Consider the following 16331-nt stretch of genomic DNA (forward strand, 5'->3'; position numbering starts at 1 on the left):
CTGAGGTCGGCCAGCGGTCGGCCTCAGCTCAGTTTCGGATCGTGAACTGAACGCGATCTGCCGGGAAACGGGTGACCGCATACTGAATCGGGCAGCCTGCCGGATCGGTATTCAGCGCACGGGTCACCAGTACGATCGCACCCGGCGTCAACTCGAGATGAACAACGTCGTCCGGCTCTGCGTGGACGGCCGAGATCTCGGTGACCTCACGGACGTAGTCATCGACACCACAGCGAGAGAGCGCCCGGGTGATCGAACCCGTTTCGGCAAATGCCGTGTCGATGCCAGCAAACCGCTCTGCCGGAAACCACATGGTTGACCGTGAGACGGCACGACCGTCGGCCTTTCTGATGCCATCGAGCCGCAAGACCTCGTCGCCTGGATTGAGTTTCAGGCGCTTGACGAGATCGGCGGAGGCAATTTCGCGAGCGGACGACAGCAGGATCCCCTTGAGATCCCGCGCCTGCTCGCCAATGCCTTCGCTGAAGCGGGTACGCCTCCCGATCGGAAAGTCGAACTTGTCGCGCTGGGTAATCATCGTGCCGCGCCCTTGGGCCGCGCGCACGATGCCCTCCTGCGCAAGCGCCGCCAGTGCCGCGCGCACCGTGTGGCGGTTGACGCCGAATTCCTCCGCCAGCGCCGTTTCCGCCGGCACCATGCCCGTCTTGTCATAGAGACCTGTCAGGATATTGGCGCGGATCCGATCGGAAATCTGGCGCCAAAGGGCCACGCCCTTCTGTCTCTGCATCACGGAAACACCGCCCCCTGTCACAAGCTTGTCACGACCACGCGTTACTCATAAAGTAACTTGTATGGTTGTCTATATTACTAGACATTTCGAGGACTGACAATGGAAAAAGCCACCGACATCGATCGCGGCGCCCAGACCGCCAGGAAGCGGATCGTCGATCTGCTTGCCAGGGCCACGCTCGCCGAACTTCAAGACGCCCTCACCGCCTTCGACCCGGCACCGGTCTACACCGCCCTGCGCGGACCCGAAACTGGTCTCGTGATGGTCAAGGGCCGCATCGGCGGCGGCGGTGCCCCCTTCAATCTCGGCGAAGCGACCGTCAGCCGCGCGAGCATTCGGCTCTCTGACGGCAGGATCGGTCATGGCTACCGGCTCGGAACGGACCGCAAGTCAGCACAGCTTTCGGCCGTGCTCGACGCGCTGGCGCAGGACGAAGCCGGCCGAGCCCTGGCTGAAACACGCCTCCTGGCACCGCTCGAAGCACGCGTCGCGGCGGAAGCCGCAAAGCTCGAAACCGAAACGGCCGCCACGAAGGTCGATTTCTTCACCATGGTTCGCGGAGAAGACTGATGCTCGAAGTGACTGAAAGCCTCGACGGCGGTTTCCCGGATGCCGTTACCCATGCCCAGACGGTCTTCCGCAGCATCATGGACGCCATGGCCCGCCCCGGCAGCGTCGGTGTGGTCGACGTGGCAGTTGCACCACCCGCCCCGCTCGGTATCGCGGCTGGCGCCCTGCTGCTGACTCTGTGCGACCACGACACGCCGATCTGGGTCACGCCTGTTCTCGCCAAGTCCGCCCTTTCAGGCTGGATCGGCTTCCACACCGGCGCCAGCCTGACGTCCACAAAGACGGATGCCAAGTTCGCCTTCGTCGAAGCAGGCGCGCCGGTCCCGTCGCTGACACAATTTGCGCTGGGAACCCAGGAATACCCTGATCGTTCGACGACGCTGGTCGTCGAGGTCCCATCGCTCGAGGGCGGCAAGCCTCTGCAACTGTCAGGCCCTGGAATTCGCGACACCGCCGTCATCGCTCCGAAAGGTCTGCCCGAAACCTTCCTGCGCCAATGGGCCGACAATGGTGCTCTGTTCCCGCGCGGTGTCGACATGGTGCTGACCGCGGGTCGCCGTTTCATCGCGCTGCCGCGCACGACCAAGATCCGTGAGATGGAGGCCTGAGCCATGTATGTAGCCGTCAAGGGTGGCGAAAAAGCCATCGCCAACGCCCACAAGCTTCTCGCCGACCGCCGCCGGGGTGACAGGTCGCTGCCGTCGGTGACGATCGATCAGATCGTGGCCCAGCTCGGTCTCGCCGTCGACCGGGTCATGGCCGAGGCCTCGCTCTACGACTGCACGCTCGCAGCCCTCGCCCTGAAGCAGTCGCGCGGCGACATGATCGAGGCGATCTTCCTCCTGCGCGCCTACCGCACAACGCTGCCGCGCTTCGGCACGTCTCGTCCGATCGAAACGGCCGAGATGCGCGTCGAGCGCCGTGTCTCCGCCACCTACAAGGATCTGCCCGGCGGACAGCTGCTGGGCCCCACCTTCGACTATACCCATCGCCTGCTCGATCCCTCGCTGCTCGATGACGAGACGGTGGATATGGGCGAGCAGCGCGAGGAAGGTCTCGATCCAGTCATGCGGGTCTCCGACATCCTCGATGGCGAAGGCCTGATCGAGCCGGATGGCGAGATGCCCGAGGATCATATCGCCGGCGACATCACCCGCGAGCCGATGGAATTTCCGATGCCCCGCGACCTGCGTCTGCAGGCGCTTGCCCGCGGCGACGAAGGCTTCCTTCTGGCACTCGGCTATTCGACCCAGCGCGGCTATGGCCGCACCCATCCCTTCGTCGGCGAAATCCGCATGGGGCTGGTCGAAGTCGAATTCGACGTGCCGGAACTCGGCTTTGCGGTTTCACTCGGCGAGATCCGCGTCACCGAATGCCAGATGGTCAACCAGTTCAAGGGTTCGGCCAAGGCTCCACCGCAATTCACCCGCGGCTATGGCCTCGTCTTCGGCCAGAGCGAACGCAAGGCCATGTCCATGTCACTGGTGGATCGGGCGCTCCGAACCGACGAATTCGGCGAGGATGTCGTCGCCCCCGCCCAGGACGAGGAATTCGTGATTTCCCATTGCGACAACGTCCAGGCGACCGGCTTCGTCGAACACCTGAAGCTGCCGCATTACGTCGACTTCCAGGCCGAACTGGATCTCGTCCGCCGCATGCGGGCAAAGCACGACGCCAACAAGACAGATCTGACCGACCTGAAGGAGGCCGCAGAATGAGCGCGCCGGCAACCGAACTCGCGACCTATAATTTCGCCTATCTGGACGAACAGACCAAACGCATGATCCGCCGCGCGATCCTGAAAGCGATCGCCATCCCCGGCTATCAGGTGCCGTTTGCCAGCCGCGAAATGCCGATGCCCTATGGCTGGGGTACCGGCGGCGTGCAGGTGACAGCCTCGATCATTGGCCGCGACGACACGCTGAAGGTCATTGATCAGGGCGCTGACGACACGACAAATGCCGTGTCCATCCGCGCCTTCTTCCAGAAGGTCGCAGACGTCGCCGTCACCACCAAGACCAGCGAAGCGACGATCATCCAGACTCGTCACCGCATTCCCGAAGAAAAGCTGAGGGAAGGCCAGGTGCTGGTCTACCAGGTGCCGATCCCGGAACCGCTGCGTTTCCTCGAACCGCGCGAGACCGAGACCCGCAAGATGCATGCGCTGGAAGAATACGGCCTAATGCATGTGAAGCTCTACGAAGACATCGCCAGGCACGGCCGCATCGCAACGACCTATGCCTATCCGGTGAAGGTCGAGGGCCGCTACGTCATGGACCCGTCGCCGACGCCGAAGTTCGACAATCCCAAGATGCACATGTCGGAGGCGCTTCAGCTCTTCGGCGCCGGCCGCGAGAAACGCATCTATGCGGTCCCGCCCTTCACTGAAGTCGTCAGCCTCGACTTCGAGGATCACCCCTTCGAGATCCAGACATTCGACAAGCCCTGCGCGCTCTGCGGCGCCCACAACGTCTATCTCGACGAGGTTGTACTCGACGACAAGGGCGGCCGGATGTTCGTCTGCTCCGATACCGACCATTGCGAGACGCGCCAGGCCGAGGGCCATGTCGGCGAAATGCTCGCGAAGAATAAGGAGGCCGCCGAATGAGCGACCAGCCGCTTCTGAAAGTTCGCAACCTCTCCAAGTTCTACGGCAGCCGGATCGGCTGCTCGAACGTCTCCTTTGATCTCTGGCCGGGCGAAGTGCTCGCCATCGTCGGCGAAAGCGGCTCGGGGAAGACGACGCTTTTGAGCTGCCTCTCGACCCGGCTGATGCCGACGACCGGCAGCGTCGATTACCACATGCGCGACGGCCAGTACCGCGAGCTCTATCACATGGGTGAAGCCGAACGCCGCTTCCTGATGCGCACGGACTGGGGCTTCGTGCACCAGAACCCCGCCGATGGTCTTCGCATGACGGTCTCTGCCGGCGCCAATGTCGGTGAACGCCTGATGGCCGTCGGCGATCGCCACTATGGCCGCATCCGCCAGACGGCGAGCGAATGGCTGGAGCGCGTCGAGATCTCGACCGATCGCATCGACGACCAGCCGCGCGCTTTCTCCGGCGGCATGCGCCAGCGCCTGCAGATCGCCCGCAATCTCGTCACCGGCCCTCGCCTCGTCTTTATGGACGAACCGACCGGCGGCCTCGATGTCTCGGTCCAGGCCCGCCTGCTCGATCTCGTCCGCGGCCTCGTCAACGACCTCGGCCTCTCGGCCGTCGTCGTTACCCATGACCTCGCGGTCGCCCGCCTGCTGTCCCACCGGATGATGGTGATGAAGGACGGCCATGTCATCGAACACGGCCTGACCGACCGCGTCCTCGACGACCCGCGCGAACCCTACACTCAGCTGCTCGTATCCTCGATCCTGCAGGTCTGACGGAGATATCAATGGCCACGCCCCTCATCGTTTCGGAAGTCGCGAAAAGCTTCACCATGCATCTGCGCGGCGGGCTCGTCCTGCCGGTCGTCTCCAACGTCTCCTTCTCTGTCGCATCCGGAGAATGTGTCGTGCTCGGCGGCCCCTCTGGCATCGGCAAGAGCTCGATCCTCAAGATGCTCTACGGCAACTACGCCGTCGACCAGGGCCAGATCCTGGTCAATCACTGCGGCCGCATCGTCGACCTTGCCAGCGCCGACCCGCGCACGGTGCTTGAAGTCCGCCGTGGCACGCTGGGTTATGTCAGCCAGTTCCTGCGCACCGTCCCGCGTGTCTCGACACTCGACGTGGTGGCTGAACCGCTCGTTGCACGCGGTATATCTGTAGACGAAGCGCGCGAACGCGCGAGCGAACTCCTAAGCCGGCTAAATTTGCCGCGCGATCTCTGGCAGCTGCCACCCTCCACCTTTTCCGGTGGCGAACAGCAACGCGTCAACATCGCCCGCGGCTTCATCACCGACCATGCCGTGCTGCTGCTCGATGAACCGACAGCCTCGCTCGACGCGGCCAACCGGGCCGTGGTCGTCTCGATGATCCGCGCCAAGAAAGAGGCAGGCGTCGCGCTGCTCGGCATCTTCCACGATGAGGAAGTCCGCGAAGCCGTGGCCGACCGGATCCTCGATGTCATGCTGTTTTCGCCGCGAAAGGCAGCCGCATGACGAAGAAGCTCGGGCTCGAACCCCTCGTCCACGACACCGCACGCGTCGTGAATTCGACGCTTGGCCGCTATACGGAAGTCGCCGATCGCTGCCGGTTGGATGAAGTCGAAATGGGCGACTACTCCTACATCATGCAGGACGGCGCCGTCTGGTGTGCGACGGTCGGCAAGTTCGCCAACATCGCGGCTGCCGTGCGCATCAACGCCACCAACCATCCGACCTGGCGCCCGACGCTGCACCACTTCACCTATCGCGCGGGAGACTATTTCGACGGCGCCGAGAACGATCACGACTTCTTCGCCTGGCGTCGCGAAAACCGCGTCGTGATCGGCCATGACGTCTGGATCGGTCACGGGGCAACCGTCTTGCCAGGCGTCACCATTGGCGACGGTGCGGTGATTGGCGCCGGCGCCGTCGTGTCACGCGATGTAGCCCCCTACACAATCGTCGGTGGAGTCCCGGCCAGGCTCATCCGTGAACGATTTCCAAAGTCAGTTGCCGAACGCATGCAGGCGCTCGCCTGGTGGGACTGGGATCACGACCGGCTGTTCGCCGCACTCGACGATTTTCGTCACATGGACACTGAAGCTTTCCTCGAAGAATACGCCTAATCGCAAATTTTTCAGAGACTTACACAGTTTAACAAATCCTACACAAATCTGACATTCCGGCTTCACGGACCCGCGTTACTGCAATCCCAGCACCGCAATCAATGACGGCGAAGGAAAGATAATGCTCTTCAGGCTGGACAATCTCACCCGCCAGTTCGGGACAACCAAGGCCGTGGACTCGGTGACCCTCGAGATCCCCGCCGGCCAGATGGTTGGTGTGATCGGCCGTTCGGGCGCCGGCAAGTCGACACTGCTGCGCATGATCAACCGCCTGGTCGACCCAACCTCGGGCAGCATCCGTTTTGACGATCTCGAGATCTCCAATCTTCATGGCACGGCCCTGCGCAACTGGCAGCGCGACTGCGCCATGATCTTCCAGCAGTTCAACCTCGTGCCACGTCTCGACGTGCTGACGAATGTACTGCTTGGCCGCCTGAACCATCGGTCGACAACCCTTTCGATCCTCAACGTCTTCACCCGCGAAGAGCGCCTGATGGCAATCGCCGCCCTCGAGCGGCTCGGCATCGAGCAGACAGCCCTGCAGGCAGCCGGAACGCTTTCCGGTGGCCAGCAGCAGCGCGTGGCGATCGCCCGCGCCCTGATGCAGTCACCGAAGATGATCCTCGCCGACGAGCCGATCGCCTCGCTCGACCCGTTGAACGCCAAGATCGTCATGGATGCGCTGCGCGACATCAACGAGCGCGAAGGCATCACCGTCATGACCAACCTGCACACGCTCGATACGGCCCGCAACTACTGCGAGCGCATCATCGGCATGGCGCGGGGCCGCGTCGTCTTCGACGGCACGCCGGCAGAACTCACGGCCGAGGCAGTGCACGAAATCTACGGCGCCGACCAGCATGGTGCCGGCATCGATGAAACGATGACCTCGACGAGCATCAACATTGCGCATCAGGACAACGAACAACGCAAGATCCCATCCGCTGGCCTGCGCCCTCTCGCCGTAGCCGAGGCCTGAGCCACGAAGATCGCTGGCCCTGCGACAAGGGCAATACCGAAAGACACTCCCTCATCCTACGAAACAGGAGATGCACTCATGTTGAAGAAGACCCTGCTCGCCACGGCGGCTCTCGTTGCTCTGGCTTCCGGCGTCCATGCCGAAGACCTCAAGGAATTCCGCATCGGTATTCTCGGCGGCGAAAACGAAGCCGACCGTCTGCGCAATTTCCAGTGCATGACCGAAAAGCTCCCGGCCGCTCTCGGCGTCGAGAAGGTCTCGCTCTTCCCGGCCGCCGATTATGATGGCGTCGTTCAGGGCCTGCTCGGCGGCACGCTCGATTACGCCGAACTCGGCGCCTCGGCCTTCGCCAAGGTCTACCTCGCCAAGGAAGACGCCGTCGAGCCGATCCTGACCACCGTCCAGACCGACGGTTCCAGCGGCTACTACTCGATCATGGTTGCCCGCAAGGATTCGGGCATCACCAAGATCGAAGACATCAAGGGCAAGAAGCTCGGCTATGCCGATGCGGACTCGACCTCCGGCTATCTCGTCCCCCTCGTCACCCTGCCGGAAGCCCTCGGCGCTCCGGTTGATCAGGTCGTCGCCTCCACCGGCTTCGGCGGCGGCCATGAGAACCTTGTTCTCGAAGTCGTCAAGGGCACCTTCGACGTCGGCACCACCTGGGGTTCGGGCGTTGGCGATTTCAAGGACGGTTACTCTTCTGGCAACCTGCGCAAGATGGTCGACAAGGGCGTCCTGAACATGGACGACCTCGTCGAAGTCTGGAAGTCCCCGCTGATCCCGAACGGCCCGATCGTCGTTCGCACCTCGATGAACGAGGACATGAAGATGAAGTTCAAGCAGTTCATGATGGAACTGCCGACCTCCGACCCGGCCTGCTTCTCGGCTGTCCAGGGCGGCGATTTCAAGGGCTACACCGACGTCACCGTCGACTTCTACAAGCCGATCATCGATGCCCGCAAGGCAACCATCGGCGGCTGATCGCTGACGAAACCAATAGGACCGCCGGCCGGGACACCGCCGGCGGTCTTTCCTTGAAGTCTTTTCCAAAGGATTTGCGGTGATGGCCATGACGGCGACACAGCCCACCCTGAGCGAGCGCGGCGCGGTCGTCGAGCGCCATTGGCAGGAACTGGCGGCGAAACGGCGCATCTATACCGGCCTTGGCGCCGTTATCCTGCTCCTCGCCGTGACCGGTTCGCTCTGGTTCGCCAACGACACCAATGCCGGCAAGTTCTTCGACCGCCTGCCCTACCTTTTTGACTTCGTGGGCGAACTCGTCCCCCGCGACGGTTGGGAGATATGGCGGGCCCTGTTCGACCTGCCCTCCCCCTATGACGACGGCAGCTTGAAATACAATTATCCGGAGGGTCGGTTCTACATCACCGACAGCCTCTACATCCCCGAATACTTCCACAAGATGCTGGAGACGGTGAATATCGCGCTCCTGTCCACCGTGATCGCGATGATCTTCGGCTATGCGCTTGCCTTCCTTGCAGCCAAGAACACCATGCCGAGCGCCTGGATCCGCTGGCCGGTTCGTCGTTTCATGGAGATCCTGCGCGCCTTTCCGGAAGTGGTCATCGCAGGCTTCTTCCTGGCCATCCTTTCGCTTGGTCCCATCCCTGCGATCATCGCGGTGACGATCCACACCATCGGCGCACTCGGCAAGATGTTCTTCGAAGTCATAGAGAATGCCGACATGCGGCCTGACGAAGGGCTGCGTGCCGTCGGCGCCAACTGGTTCGAGCGCGTCTGGTTTGCCATCACGCCTCAGGTCATGCCGAACTTCATGAGCTACTTCCTGCTGCGCATAGAAATCAACGTGCGCGCCTCCACGATCATCGGCGCTGTCGGCGGCGGCGGCATCGGCGAAGCCCTGCGCCTGTCGATCGGTCAGGGCCACGAGGCAAAGACCCTCGCAATCATCCTTCTCCTTTTGTCGACAGTCATCGCCGTCGACCAGTTCTCCGCATGGCTGCGCCGCAAGCTCGTCGGCGAGCAGTCTTTCCAGTCGGTCACGTGAGGTTTCGATGTCCATGATGAACGCTGCCGAACTGAACCGTCTGGCCGAACGCTATCCGCAGGTGCTGGAGCGCAGCCTCTGGCAACGCTATCGCATTCCGGCTTCGCTCGGCATCCTGACCTTTTACTTCCTCTTTTGCTGGTGGTTCTTCGCCATTGGCAAAACGATGTCGGAGGCCAATTGGGGCATCGCCGGCAACTACCTTGCCGACTGGGTCTCTTACGAGATACGCCCGGAATTCGAAATCGACCGCGACGGAGCGTTGACGATCAATTATCCGCGCTTCGATCCCATCGGACCAAACCCGAACCCGGACTGGATCGAGACGAAACGCGAAACGATCACCCGGGCCGAGCCGCAGGCCCCTGCAGCCGCGGCGCCGGCCCCGGCGACCGCCACGCCGAGCTCGACCTTCAGTTTCATGACGTCTCCCACGCCGCAGGCATCAACTGGGGCCGCGAGCATCGAGACCAATGTCGCCGCAGCTCAAGCAACCTCCGAGGAAGTGATCACCGAAGCACAGGTGGCACTCTCCGGCACGGCCCGTATCGACATTGCCGGTGATCGCGTCACACTTGTTCGCGGCGAAGAAACAGTGACCCTGTTGCTCGATCCCGCCAGGGACACCGTGACGGTCGAAGGCGCACGTCCCGACTGGGTGGAGCAGCGCCTCGAAGGCGGCCGCGTGATCGCCTATTTCGGCTCGGCCGGCTGGCTCGACGTCTCCTCGGATCGCGTCCGCGTCCGCAAGCGGTTCTTCGGCTGGGAGAATTTCATCTTTGATACCAACTCGCCCTTCTTCGGTCTCTCTTCGGGTGAAGTCTGGCAGACAATAACATCCGGCGAACGCATCGATCCGAAGATGAGCAACCTGGCACTCGCCTGGAACAACATCCTCTACAATGCCTCCTGGCAGCATCTGGACGTCTGGACCAAGCTCTTGCAGACCATCGTCATGGCCTTCATGGGTACGCTGCTCGCCATGCTGGTCGCCTTCCCGCTGTCCTTCATTGCGGCGCGCAACATCACCCGCAATCGACCGGTGAACCAGATCACCAAGCGCTTCTTCGACTTCGTCCGGTCGGTCGACATGCTGATCTGGGCGCTGTTCTTCACCCGCGCCTTTGGCCCTGGGCCGCTTGCCGGCATCTCGGCAATCTTCGTCACCGACACCGGCACGCTCGGCAAGCTTTATGCCGAGGCGCTGGAGAACATCGACGACAAGCAGCGCGAAGGGGTGAAGTCGGTCGGAGCGCCGGCAGCGGCCGTCCAGCGCTTCGGTGTATTGCCGCAGGTGATGCCGGTTTTCGCTTCCCAGGCCCTCTATTTCTGGGAATCGAACACACGATCGGCAACCATCATCGGCGCGGTCGGCGCAGGTGGCATCGGCCTCAAACTCTGGGAAGCCATGCGCACCAATTCCGACTGGGAAAATGTCGCCTACATGGTGCTCCTGATCCTGATCGTGGTGTTCATTTTCGATGCCATCTCCAATAGCCTGCGCTCACGCCTGATAGGAAAGAGCCGCCACTGATTCTTAGGGCGCGGGGTTCGTTTCCGCGCCACTACACACGAAAGACATACCCTTGCGTTACGCCCTATACTTCGCACCCTGCGCCGACGCACCGCTGAGCCAGACGGCAGCGGCTTGGCTGGGACGCGATGCCTTCACCGGGATTGAACATCCAAGAACGGCCGAAACGGATTTTCCGGCGGAAGACCTGGATGCCCTGACGGCCGATCCCCGGCGATACGGCTTTCACGCGACGCTCAAGGCGCCCTTTCACCTGGCCGAAGGCGTGAGCGAGGCCGATTTGCTTGCCGAGTTTGCCGCGTTCGCCGCGAAAACGGCGTCCTTGGAAGTCCCCTCCGTTATCATCGGCCAGCTTGGGCCGTTCTTCGCCCTGGTTCCGGAACGGCAGCATGCGCCTCTGCAGACGTTCGCTGCCAGTGTCGTCGAGGCATTCGAGCCCTTCCGCGCGCCGCTCTCGCAGGCAGATATCGAAAGGCGCAAGCCGGACAGCCTGCCTCCGCGCCAGCGCGAAAACCTGATGCGCTGGGGCTACCCTTACGTCTTCGACGAGTTCCGTTTCCACATGACGTTGACCGGGCCTGTATCCGACGCCCAGTCGCCTGCCATGGCCAATGTGCTCAACCTCCGCTTCGCCGAATTCAACGGCCGCCCCCTCCGGATCGATGGCCTCGCGCTGTTTGTTGAGCCCGAGCGCGGCGCCCCCTTCCTTGTCCATTCATGGCTGCCCTTAAAGGCCGCCCAACAAAACGGCTGACCCCATGTCCGAACAGATCTTTTCCAATGCCCGCATCGTTCTCGAAGACCGGATTGTCGACGGCAGCGTGGTGATCCGTAACGGTCGTATCGCCGCGATCGACGAAGGTTCGAGCCGCAGCGGCGAGGACTTTGGCGGCGATTATCTGATCCCCGGCCTGGTCGAGCTTCACACCGATCACCTGGAATCGCATTATTCCCCCCGCCCCGGCGTGCGCTGGCACATGACCTCGGCCATTCAGGCCCATGATGCGCAGATCGTCACCTCGGGCATCACCACTGTCTTCGATTGCCTGCGCATGGGCTCCGACGAGGACGGCGGCTTCGACAAGGGCGAGATGCGCGACATGGCGGATGCCATACAGGCGGCCGAACGCGACGACCGGCTGCGGGCGGAGCACCTGATCCACCTGCGCTGCGAAGTTGCCTCCGACAACGTGCTCGAGCATTTCGCCGACTTCGAGAACGACCCGCATGTGCGTCTCGTCTCGCTGATGGACCATTCCCCGGGCCAGCGTCAGTTCCAGACGATGGAACAGTACACACTCTACTATAAGACCAAGCGCGGCCTGACCGACGAGCAATTCGCCCGCTTCGTCGAAATCCGGCTTTCGCTCTCCGAGCGTTACTCAGCCCTGCATCGCGACACTCTCGCGAGGTCCTGCGCCGAGCGCGGGATTACGGTCGCAAGCCATGACGACGCGACGCTCGCCCATGTCGAGGAAGCCAGGGGTCATGGCGTCAAGCTCGCCGAATTCCCGACCAGCATCGAAGCCGCGGAAGCCTCGCACCAATCGGGCATGAGCGTGCTGATGGGCGCCCCCAACGTCGTCCGCGGCAAGTCGCATTCCGGCAACATCGCAGCCCGTGATCTTGCCAAGCGCGGTGTGCTCGACGTCCTCTCGTCCGATTACGTGCCGCTGAGCCTGCTGCATGCGAGCTTCGTGCTGGCCGATGAGATCGACGGCATCTCTCTGCCCCAGGCCGTTGCCATGGTGACGGCGACGCCGGCGCGGACGGTGAGCCTTGACGACCGGGGGCGGATCGCCACGGGCCTTCGCGCAGATCTCGTGCGTGTGCGCCGTGACGAAGGCGTGCCGGTGATCCGCGCCGTGTGGCGAGAAGGGCGGCGGGTCGCATGATGACGCATGCCGTAGCAAACGCATCTTTGGAGAAAGCCACCGGAACTCTCGTCGTCGTCGTCGGCCCGAGCGGGGTGGGCAAGGACAGCCTCCTGGACATTGCCCGCCGACACTTCACCGACCAGGATGACGTCCGCTTTGTGCGACGGACCATTACGCGCCCCGAAGACACCGGCGGCGAAGTCCATGACGCTGTCAGCCCCGAAACTTTCGATCGGCTTGTCAGCTCCGGAGCATTTGCCGTGAGCTGGAACGCCCACGGCCTTGGCTACGGCATTCCGCTCGATGTCCGTACGGACCTCGCTCAAGGACGCACCTTGATCGTCAACGGATCCCGCTCGGCTCTTGCAAGCGTCCACGCGGCCTTCCCCAATCTCGTGGTGGTCAACGTGACCGCACGCGCCGACGTTCTCGCAAAGCGCCTCGCAGCCCGCGGGCGCGAGACGACCACGGAAATCGAAGCCCGCCTCACCCGAACCACTGCCCCCCTCCCCACAGATCTGAAAGTCATCAACATCGACAACAGTGGTGATCTGGAACTGGCTGGCAACGAGCTTGTGCAATTGATCGAGGGATTGTTGCACAGTGAGTGATGGTGGGATTCGAACCCACGATACCCTTGCGAGTATGCCGCATTTCGAGTGCGGTGCTTTCGACCACTCAGCCACCTCTCCGGTCACATTGGTCGGCGCTCGATGGCGCGGGCTGTCTCATAGCGGCAACTCACCCCCCATGCAAGAGCGAATGTGACGGTTTTTCCGGCTTTTGTCTTGACACCCCGCAGGGCCTCACGTATGCGACGCTCGACTAAAAGCGTGCGTGACGTGCGCCTTTCGTTCTTCGCGATCTGCGAAGTGAACCGGCGGGATAAACATCCTGCTCCTCCGACTGGCAAAAAGACGGCCCCTCGCAAGGGGAGAGCCGGAACGAACATGAAAGGATAAAAAATGTTCGCAGTCATCAAGACCGGCGGTAAGCAGTACCGCGTTAACGCCAACGACGTGCTGACCATCGAAAAGCTGGAAGCCGAAGCTGGCGCAACCATCGAATTCACCGAGATCCTCGTCGTCGGCGAAGGCGAAACCGCAACCATCGGCGCGCCCTTCGTGGCTGGCGCCAAGGTTACGGCAGAAGTTGTCGAGCAGACCCGCGGCAAGAAGGTCATCGCCTTCAAGAAGCGTCGTCGTCAGAACTCCAAGCGTTCGCGCGGCCATCGTCAGCACCACACCGTGGTGCGCATCACCGACATCGTCGCAGCCTGAAACGCTGATAACTAGGTTTAAAGGAGCAATCCAATGGCACACAAAAAAGCTGGCGGTTCCTCGCGCAACGGTCGCGATTCCAATTCCAAGCGCCTCGGCGTGAAGAAGTTCGGTGGCGAAGTCGTCATTCCGGGCAACATCATCGTGCGTCAGCGCGGCACCCAGTGGCATCCGGACGCAAACGTCGGCATGGGCAAGGACCATACCCTCTTTGCACTCACGGCTGGCAATGTGAACTACCGTACCAAGGCGAACGGCAAGGTATACGTGTCCGTAATGCCGAAAGCCGAAGCAGCAGAATAAAGCCGGTAGCGTTTAACAGCCGGCGTCTCATCGACCCGGCTGACCGCATCAGGTTCAGTCTAGAAAAAAGGGGAGATGGGGCGCCATCTCCCCTTTTTTCTTGTCCAACGAAGGAGACTGAACCATGCAAAGTCTGATGTTGAGGGATGACCAATCACGGTCACCCGAAGAGCAGCCAAGGCCCGATCGGCCGAGGAGCGATTGCCCTGTCTTATTGTCGCAAAGGCTCGTCCTGCGCGCACCCCACATCGAAGACATCGACGCCCTTGCCCATCTCGCCAACAACGCCGCCATCGCCACCATGGTGGCGCGCATGCCGCATCCCTACACGGCAAAAGACGCGGCCGACTTCGTGCGACGCACGAATATCGGCGAGATCGGCAAGTGCGTCTATGCCATCACCAAAGCGGACAACGGCGAGTTCCTCGGTTGCTGCGCGCTGGAACCCAATCCGGCCGACGATACCATCCTGGAAATGGGTTACTGGCTGGGGGAACCCTACTGGAACAAGGGTTACGCCACGGAAGCGGCCCATGCACTGATCGACATGGCCTTCCGCACCCGTGAATGGGTGAGCCGCATCGATGCGCGCTGCCGGGTGACGAACATTGCCTCGCGCCGCGTCATCCAGAAGTGCGGCTTCCAGTTCCAGGGAACAGGCATGGTCGGCAACCTCGCCATGGGCGGAACAGTCCCGGTCGAATGGTACCGGCTTGACCGCAAGACCTGGCTGTCCCTGAAGAGCTGGGGGGAAATGCGATGAGCGCGCTTGTTGCAGAAAGACCGGTGCTCGAAACGTCCATGCCCGGACCCTGCCCGGTCATCGAAACGGATCGCCTGGTGCTTCGTCCGCATCGCATGCAGGACGCGGAAGCGATTGCGAATTCGCTGAGTGATTTCGCGGTCGCCCGCATGCTGACGCGCGTGCCGGTTCCCTACGATCGCGAGGACGGACGCGACTGGTTGAACATGGTGACGTCAGGCCTGAAGCCAGACTGGCACTTCGCGATCACGCTCGATGGCGTCCATGTGGGCGTGGTCTCCCTGGAGCTCCGCCATGGCCTTTGGCACATCGGCTACTGGTTGAATCGCTTCTACTGGGGACGCGGCCTGATGTCCGAGGCCGTCGAGGCAGCCCTTGACCGCTTCTTCCAGCGCATGGGCGGTGCCGAAATCTTCGGCGGCGCCTTTGCCGACAACCCGGCATCGCTCCGATTGCTGGAAGCCCGCGGCTTCCGCACGGTCGGCGTGAGTGACGTGTTCTCCAAGGCGCGCAACGCCATGGCGCCGCTGGTCGAATTCCGTCTCGCCCAGCCAGACTTCGCCGCCCGCAGGAGACTTGTATAGCCATCAATGCTCCGGGCGCCAGCCGCCCGGAGTTCAACCTTCCGCCAGTTCGAACCAGACCGGGAAATGGTCAGATCCGACGGCGGACCGATCCACATGGCAGCCCCTCAGCCGATCGACGAGCCCGCCGCTGACGAAGCAGTAATCGAGATGCATGCGCCGCGATCCGTCCTCGCTGATCCAGCTATAGCCATCCGCAGGCCGCGATTTGAGTTGAGCTTCGACATCGACAGGATAGCCCGCTCTCGGCGCACGTCCATAATAGGCGTCGTTTCGCCCGACCATGGCGATGTATTCAGGGCTTTCCGGCTCCATGTTGAAGTCACCCATGACAAGAAAATCCTCCGGCAACGGCGGATCAGTGACGGCGAATTCGATGGCACCCGTGAGCGCCCCGCCCTCGGACAGGTAGTCACAGACACGTTCCTTGAGATAGGCGATCTGCGCCAGCCGCTCGTCCGGGGAAACATGATCCAAATGGACGGAATAGACCCGCAGCGCCCTATCAGGTGCCTCGATGACGGCCTCCAGCGCCCCCCGCTGCAGATTGAGCTTGTCGAAGGTCCGGTTGCGCGGCAGGAGCAGGTTGCGGCTGGCCCGGATCGGAAAGCGCGACAGCACCATGTTGCCGAACTGGAAACGCCGCTCACGGAGGCGACCGTCGGTTATCGCGTGATCGACCAGCACGTCGCAAGCCGGACCGAAGGATGTAAAGTAGTCTGGAAACAATGCGGAAAAGGTCTCGACCAGATCGGCGTAACCGTTCCGGCTATAGCCACGGGTCACCTCCTGCAGCGCAATCACGTCCGCATCGCGGATGCTGTCGGCGATCCGATCAGGGTCAAAACGCCCGTTCTGGCCGAAGCCATACTGGATGTTGTAGCTGACGAACTTCACGATACTCTTTGACCTCCGCGCCAAGCGGCTATATCGATGGCCGCAACTCTCCG

At 62.3% G+C, this 16331-nt stretch carries 20 protein-coding genes and 1 tRNA gene; 18 read left to right on the forward strand and 3 right to left on the reverse strand.

Annotation, left to right across the window (positions count from 1 at the left end):
* Positions 1-28 precede the first annotated feature (28 nt).
* Entirely contained in the window at positions 29-748 is a 720-nt protein-coding gene (gene phnF / locus GH983_RS19100) for a phosphonate metabolism transcriptional regulator PhnF (RefSeq protein WP_054150297.1), read from the reverse strand.
* A gap of 102 nt (positions 749-850) precedes the next feature.
* On the opposite strand from phnF, the gene phnG reads away from it, so the two are divergent.
* The 14 genes from phnG (at position 851) to phnN (ending at position 13062) form a co-directional block, all read left to right on the forward strand.
* Entirely contained in the window at positions 851-1321 is a 471-nt protein-coding gene (gene phnG, locus GH983_RS19105) for a phosphonate C-P lyase system protein PhnG (RefSeq protein ID WP_069042818.1), read from the forward strand.
* Entirely contained in the window at positions 1321-1929 is a 609-nt protein-coding gene (phnH, locus tag GH983_RS19110; RefSeq protein WP_054150295.1) for a phosphonate C-P lyase system protein PhnH, read from the forward strand. The genes phnG and phnH overlap by 1 nt, the downstream gene beginning before the upstream one ends.
* Before the next feature lie 3 nt (positions 1930-1932).
* Positions 1933-3039, forward strand: coding sequence for a carbon-phosphorus lyase complex subunit PhnI (locus GH983_RS19115; protein WP_069042817.1), 1107 nt, complete (start codon positions 1933-1935; stop codon positions 3037-3039).
* The gene (locus tag GH983_RS19120) at positions 3036-3929 is read left to right on the forward strand and encodes an alpha-D-ribose 1-methylphosphonate 5-phosphate C-P-lyase PhnJ (RefSeq protein ID WP_069042816.1); all 894 of its coding nucleotides are present in this window, start codon (positions 3036-3038) and stop codon (positions 3927-3929) included. The genes GH983_RS19115 and GH983_RS19120 overlap by 4 nt, the downstream gene beginning before the upstream one ends.
* Positions 3926-4702, forward strand: a complete 777-nt coding sequence (phnK, locus tag GH983_RS19125; protein WP_069042815.1) for a phosphonate C-P lyase system protein PhnK — start codon at positions 3926-3928, stop codon at positions 4700-4702. The genes GH983_RS19120 and phnK overlap by 4 nt, the downstream gene beginning before the upstream one ends.
* Positions 4703-4713: 11 nt before the next feature.
* Positions 4714-5421, forward strand: a complete 708-nt coding sequence (phnL, locus tag GH983_RS19130) for a phosphonate C-P lyase system protein PhnL (RefSeq protein ID WP_069042814.1) — start codon at positions 4714-4716, stop codon at positions 5419-5421.
* Positions 5418-6032 carry a DapH/DapD/GlmU-related protein gene (locus GH983_RS19135; protein ID WP_069042813.1) on the forward strand — a complete coding sequence of 205 codons (615 nt, stop codon included), beginning with the start codon at positions 5418-5420 and terminating at the stop codon, positions 6030-6032. The genes phnL and GH983_RS19135 overlap by 4 nt, the downstream gene beginning before the upstream one ends.
* A 121-nt stretch (positions 6033-6153) precedes the next feature.
* Positions 6154-7011 (forward strand): phosphonate ABC transporter ATP-binding protein, encoded by an 858-nt coding sequence (phnC, locus tag GH983_RS19140; protein WP_069042812.1) that lies wholly within the window; start codon positions 6154-6156, stop codon positions 7009-7011.
* Positions 7012-7089: 78 nt separating this feature from the next.
* The gene (gene phnD / locus GH983_RS19145) at positions 7090-7995 is read left to right on the forward strand and encodes a phosphonate ABC transporter substrate-binding protein (RefSeq protein WP_054150288.1); all 906 of its coding nucleotides are present in this window, start codon (positions 7090-7092) and stop codon (positions 7993-7995) included.
* A gap of 82 nt (positions 7996-8077) precedes the next feature.
* The gene (gene phnE / locus GH983_RS19150) at positions 8078-9040 is read left to right on the forward strand and encodes a phosphonate ABC transporter, permease protein PhnE (protein WP_054150287.1); all 963 of its coding nucleotides are present in this window, start codon (positions 8078-8080) and stop codon (positions 9038-9040) included.
* Positions 9041-9047: 7 nt separating this feature from the next.
* A complete protein-coding gene (phnE, locus tag GH983_RS19155; protein ID WP_153763247.1) occupies positions 9048-10574 on the forward strand; it encodes a phosphonate ABC transporter, permease protein PhnE in 1527 nt (508 codons plus the stop codon).
* A 52-nt stretch (positions 10575-10626) separates the two neighbouring features.
* On the forward strand, positions 10627-11328 hold the full coding sequence (locus GH983_RS19160) for a DUF1045 domain-containing protein (RefSeq protein ID WP_153763248.1): 702 nt from the start codon (positions 10627-10629) through the stop codon (positions 11326-11328).
* 4 nt (positions 11329-11332) lie between these two features.
* Positions 11333-12469 (forward strand): alpha-D-ribose 1-methylphosphonate 5-triphosphate diphosphatase, encoded by a 1137-nt coding sequence (locus GH983_RS19165; RefSeq protein WP_153763249.1) that lies wholly within the window; start codon positions 11333-11335, stop codon positions 12467-12469.
* The gene (gene phnN / locus GH983_RS19170) at positions 12469-13062 is read left to right on the forward strand and encodes a phosphonate metabolism protein/1,5-bisphosphokinase (PRPP-forming) PhnN (RefSeq protein ID WP_153763646.1); all 594 of its coding nucleotides are present in this window, start codon (positions 12469-12471) and stop codon (positions 13060-13062) included. Before GH983_RS19165 ends, phnN begins: the two co-directional genes overlap by 1 nt.
* Here phnN and GH983_RS19175 read toward each other — a convergent pair.
* A tRNA-Ser gene (locus tag GH983_RS19175) sits at positions 13056-13142 on the reverse strand. The two genes, phnN and GH983_RS19175, sit on opposite strands and share 7 nt — an antisense overlap.
* A 274-nt stretch (positions 13143-13416) precedes the next feature.
* On the opposite strand from GH983_RS19175, the gene rplU reads away from it, so the two are divergent.
* The 4 genes from rplU (at position 13417) to GH983_RS19195 (ending at position 15381) form a co-directional block, all read left to right on the forward strand.
* On the forward strand, positions 13417-13731 hold the full coding sequence (gene rplU, locus GH983_RS19180; RefSeq protein WP_054150254.1) for a 50S ribosomal protein L21: 315 nt from the start codon (positions 13417-13419) through the stop codon (positions 13729-13731).
* Positions 13732-13764: 33 nt separating this feature from the next.
* Positions 13765-14034, forward strand: a complete 270-nt coding sequence (gene rpmA, locus GH983_RS19185; protein WP_006724343.1) for a 50S ribosomal protein L27 — start codon at positions 13765-13767, stop codon at positions 14032-14034.
* A 124-nt stretch (positions 14035-14158) separates the two neighbouring features.
* Positions 14159-14797, forward strand: coding sequence for a GNAT family N-acetyltransferase (locus GH983_RS19190; protein WP_054150253.1), 639 nt, complete (start codon positions 14159-14161; stop codon positions 14795-14797).
* A complete protein-coding gene (locus GH983_RS19195) occupies positions 14794-15381 on the forward strand; it encodes a GNAT family N-acetyltransferase (RefSeq protein ID WP_153763250.1) in 588 nt (195 codons plus the stop codon). The genes GH983_RS19190 and GH983_RS19195 overlap by 4 nt, the downstream gene beginning before the upstream one ends.
* A 33-nt stretch (positions 15382-15414) precedes the next feature.
* On the opposite strand, the gene GH983_RS19200 is transcribed toward GH983_RS19195, so the two are convergent.
* On the reverse strand, positions 15415-16278 hold the full coding sequence (locus GH983_RS19200; RefSeq protein WP_153763251.1) for an endonuclease/exonuclease/phosphatase family protein: 864 nt from the start codon (positions 16276-16278) through the stop codon (positions 15415-15417).
* Positions 16279-16331 lie beyond the last annotated feature (53 nt).

Origin of the sequence: Agrobacterium sp. MA01 (genome assembly GCF_009650195.1) — a bacterium.
GTDB lineage: Bacteria > Pseudomonadota > Alphaproteobacteria > Rhizobiales > Rhizobiaceae > Allorhizobium.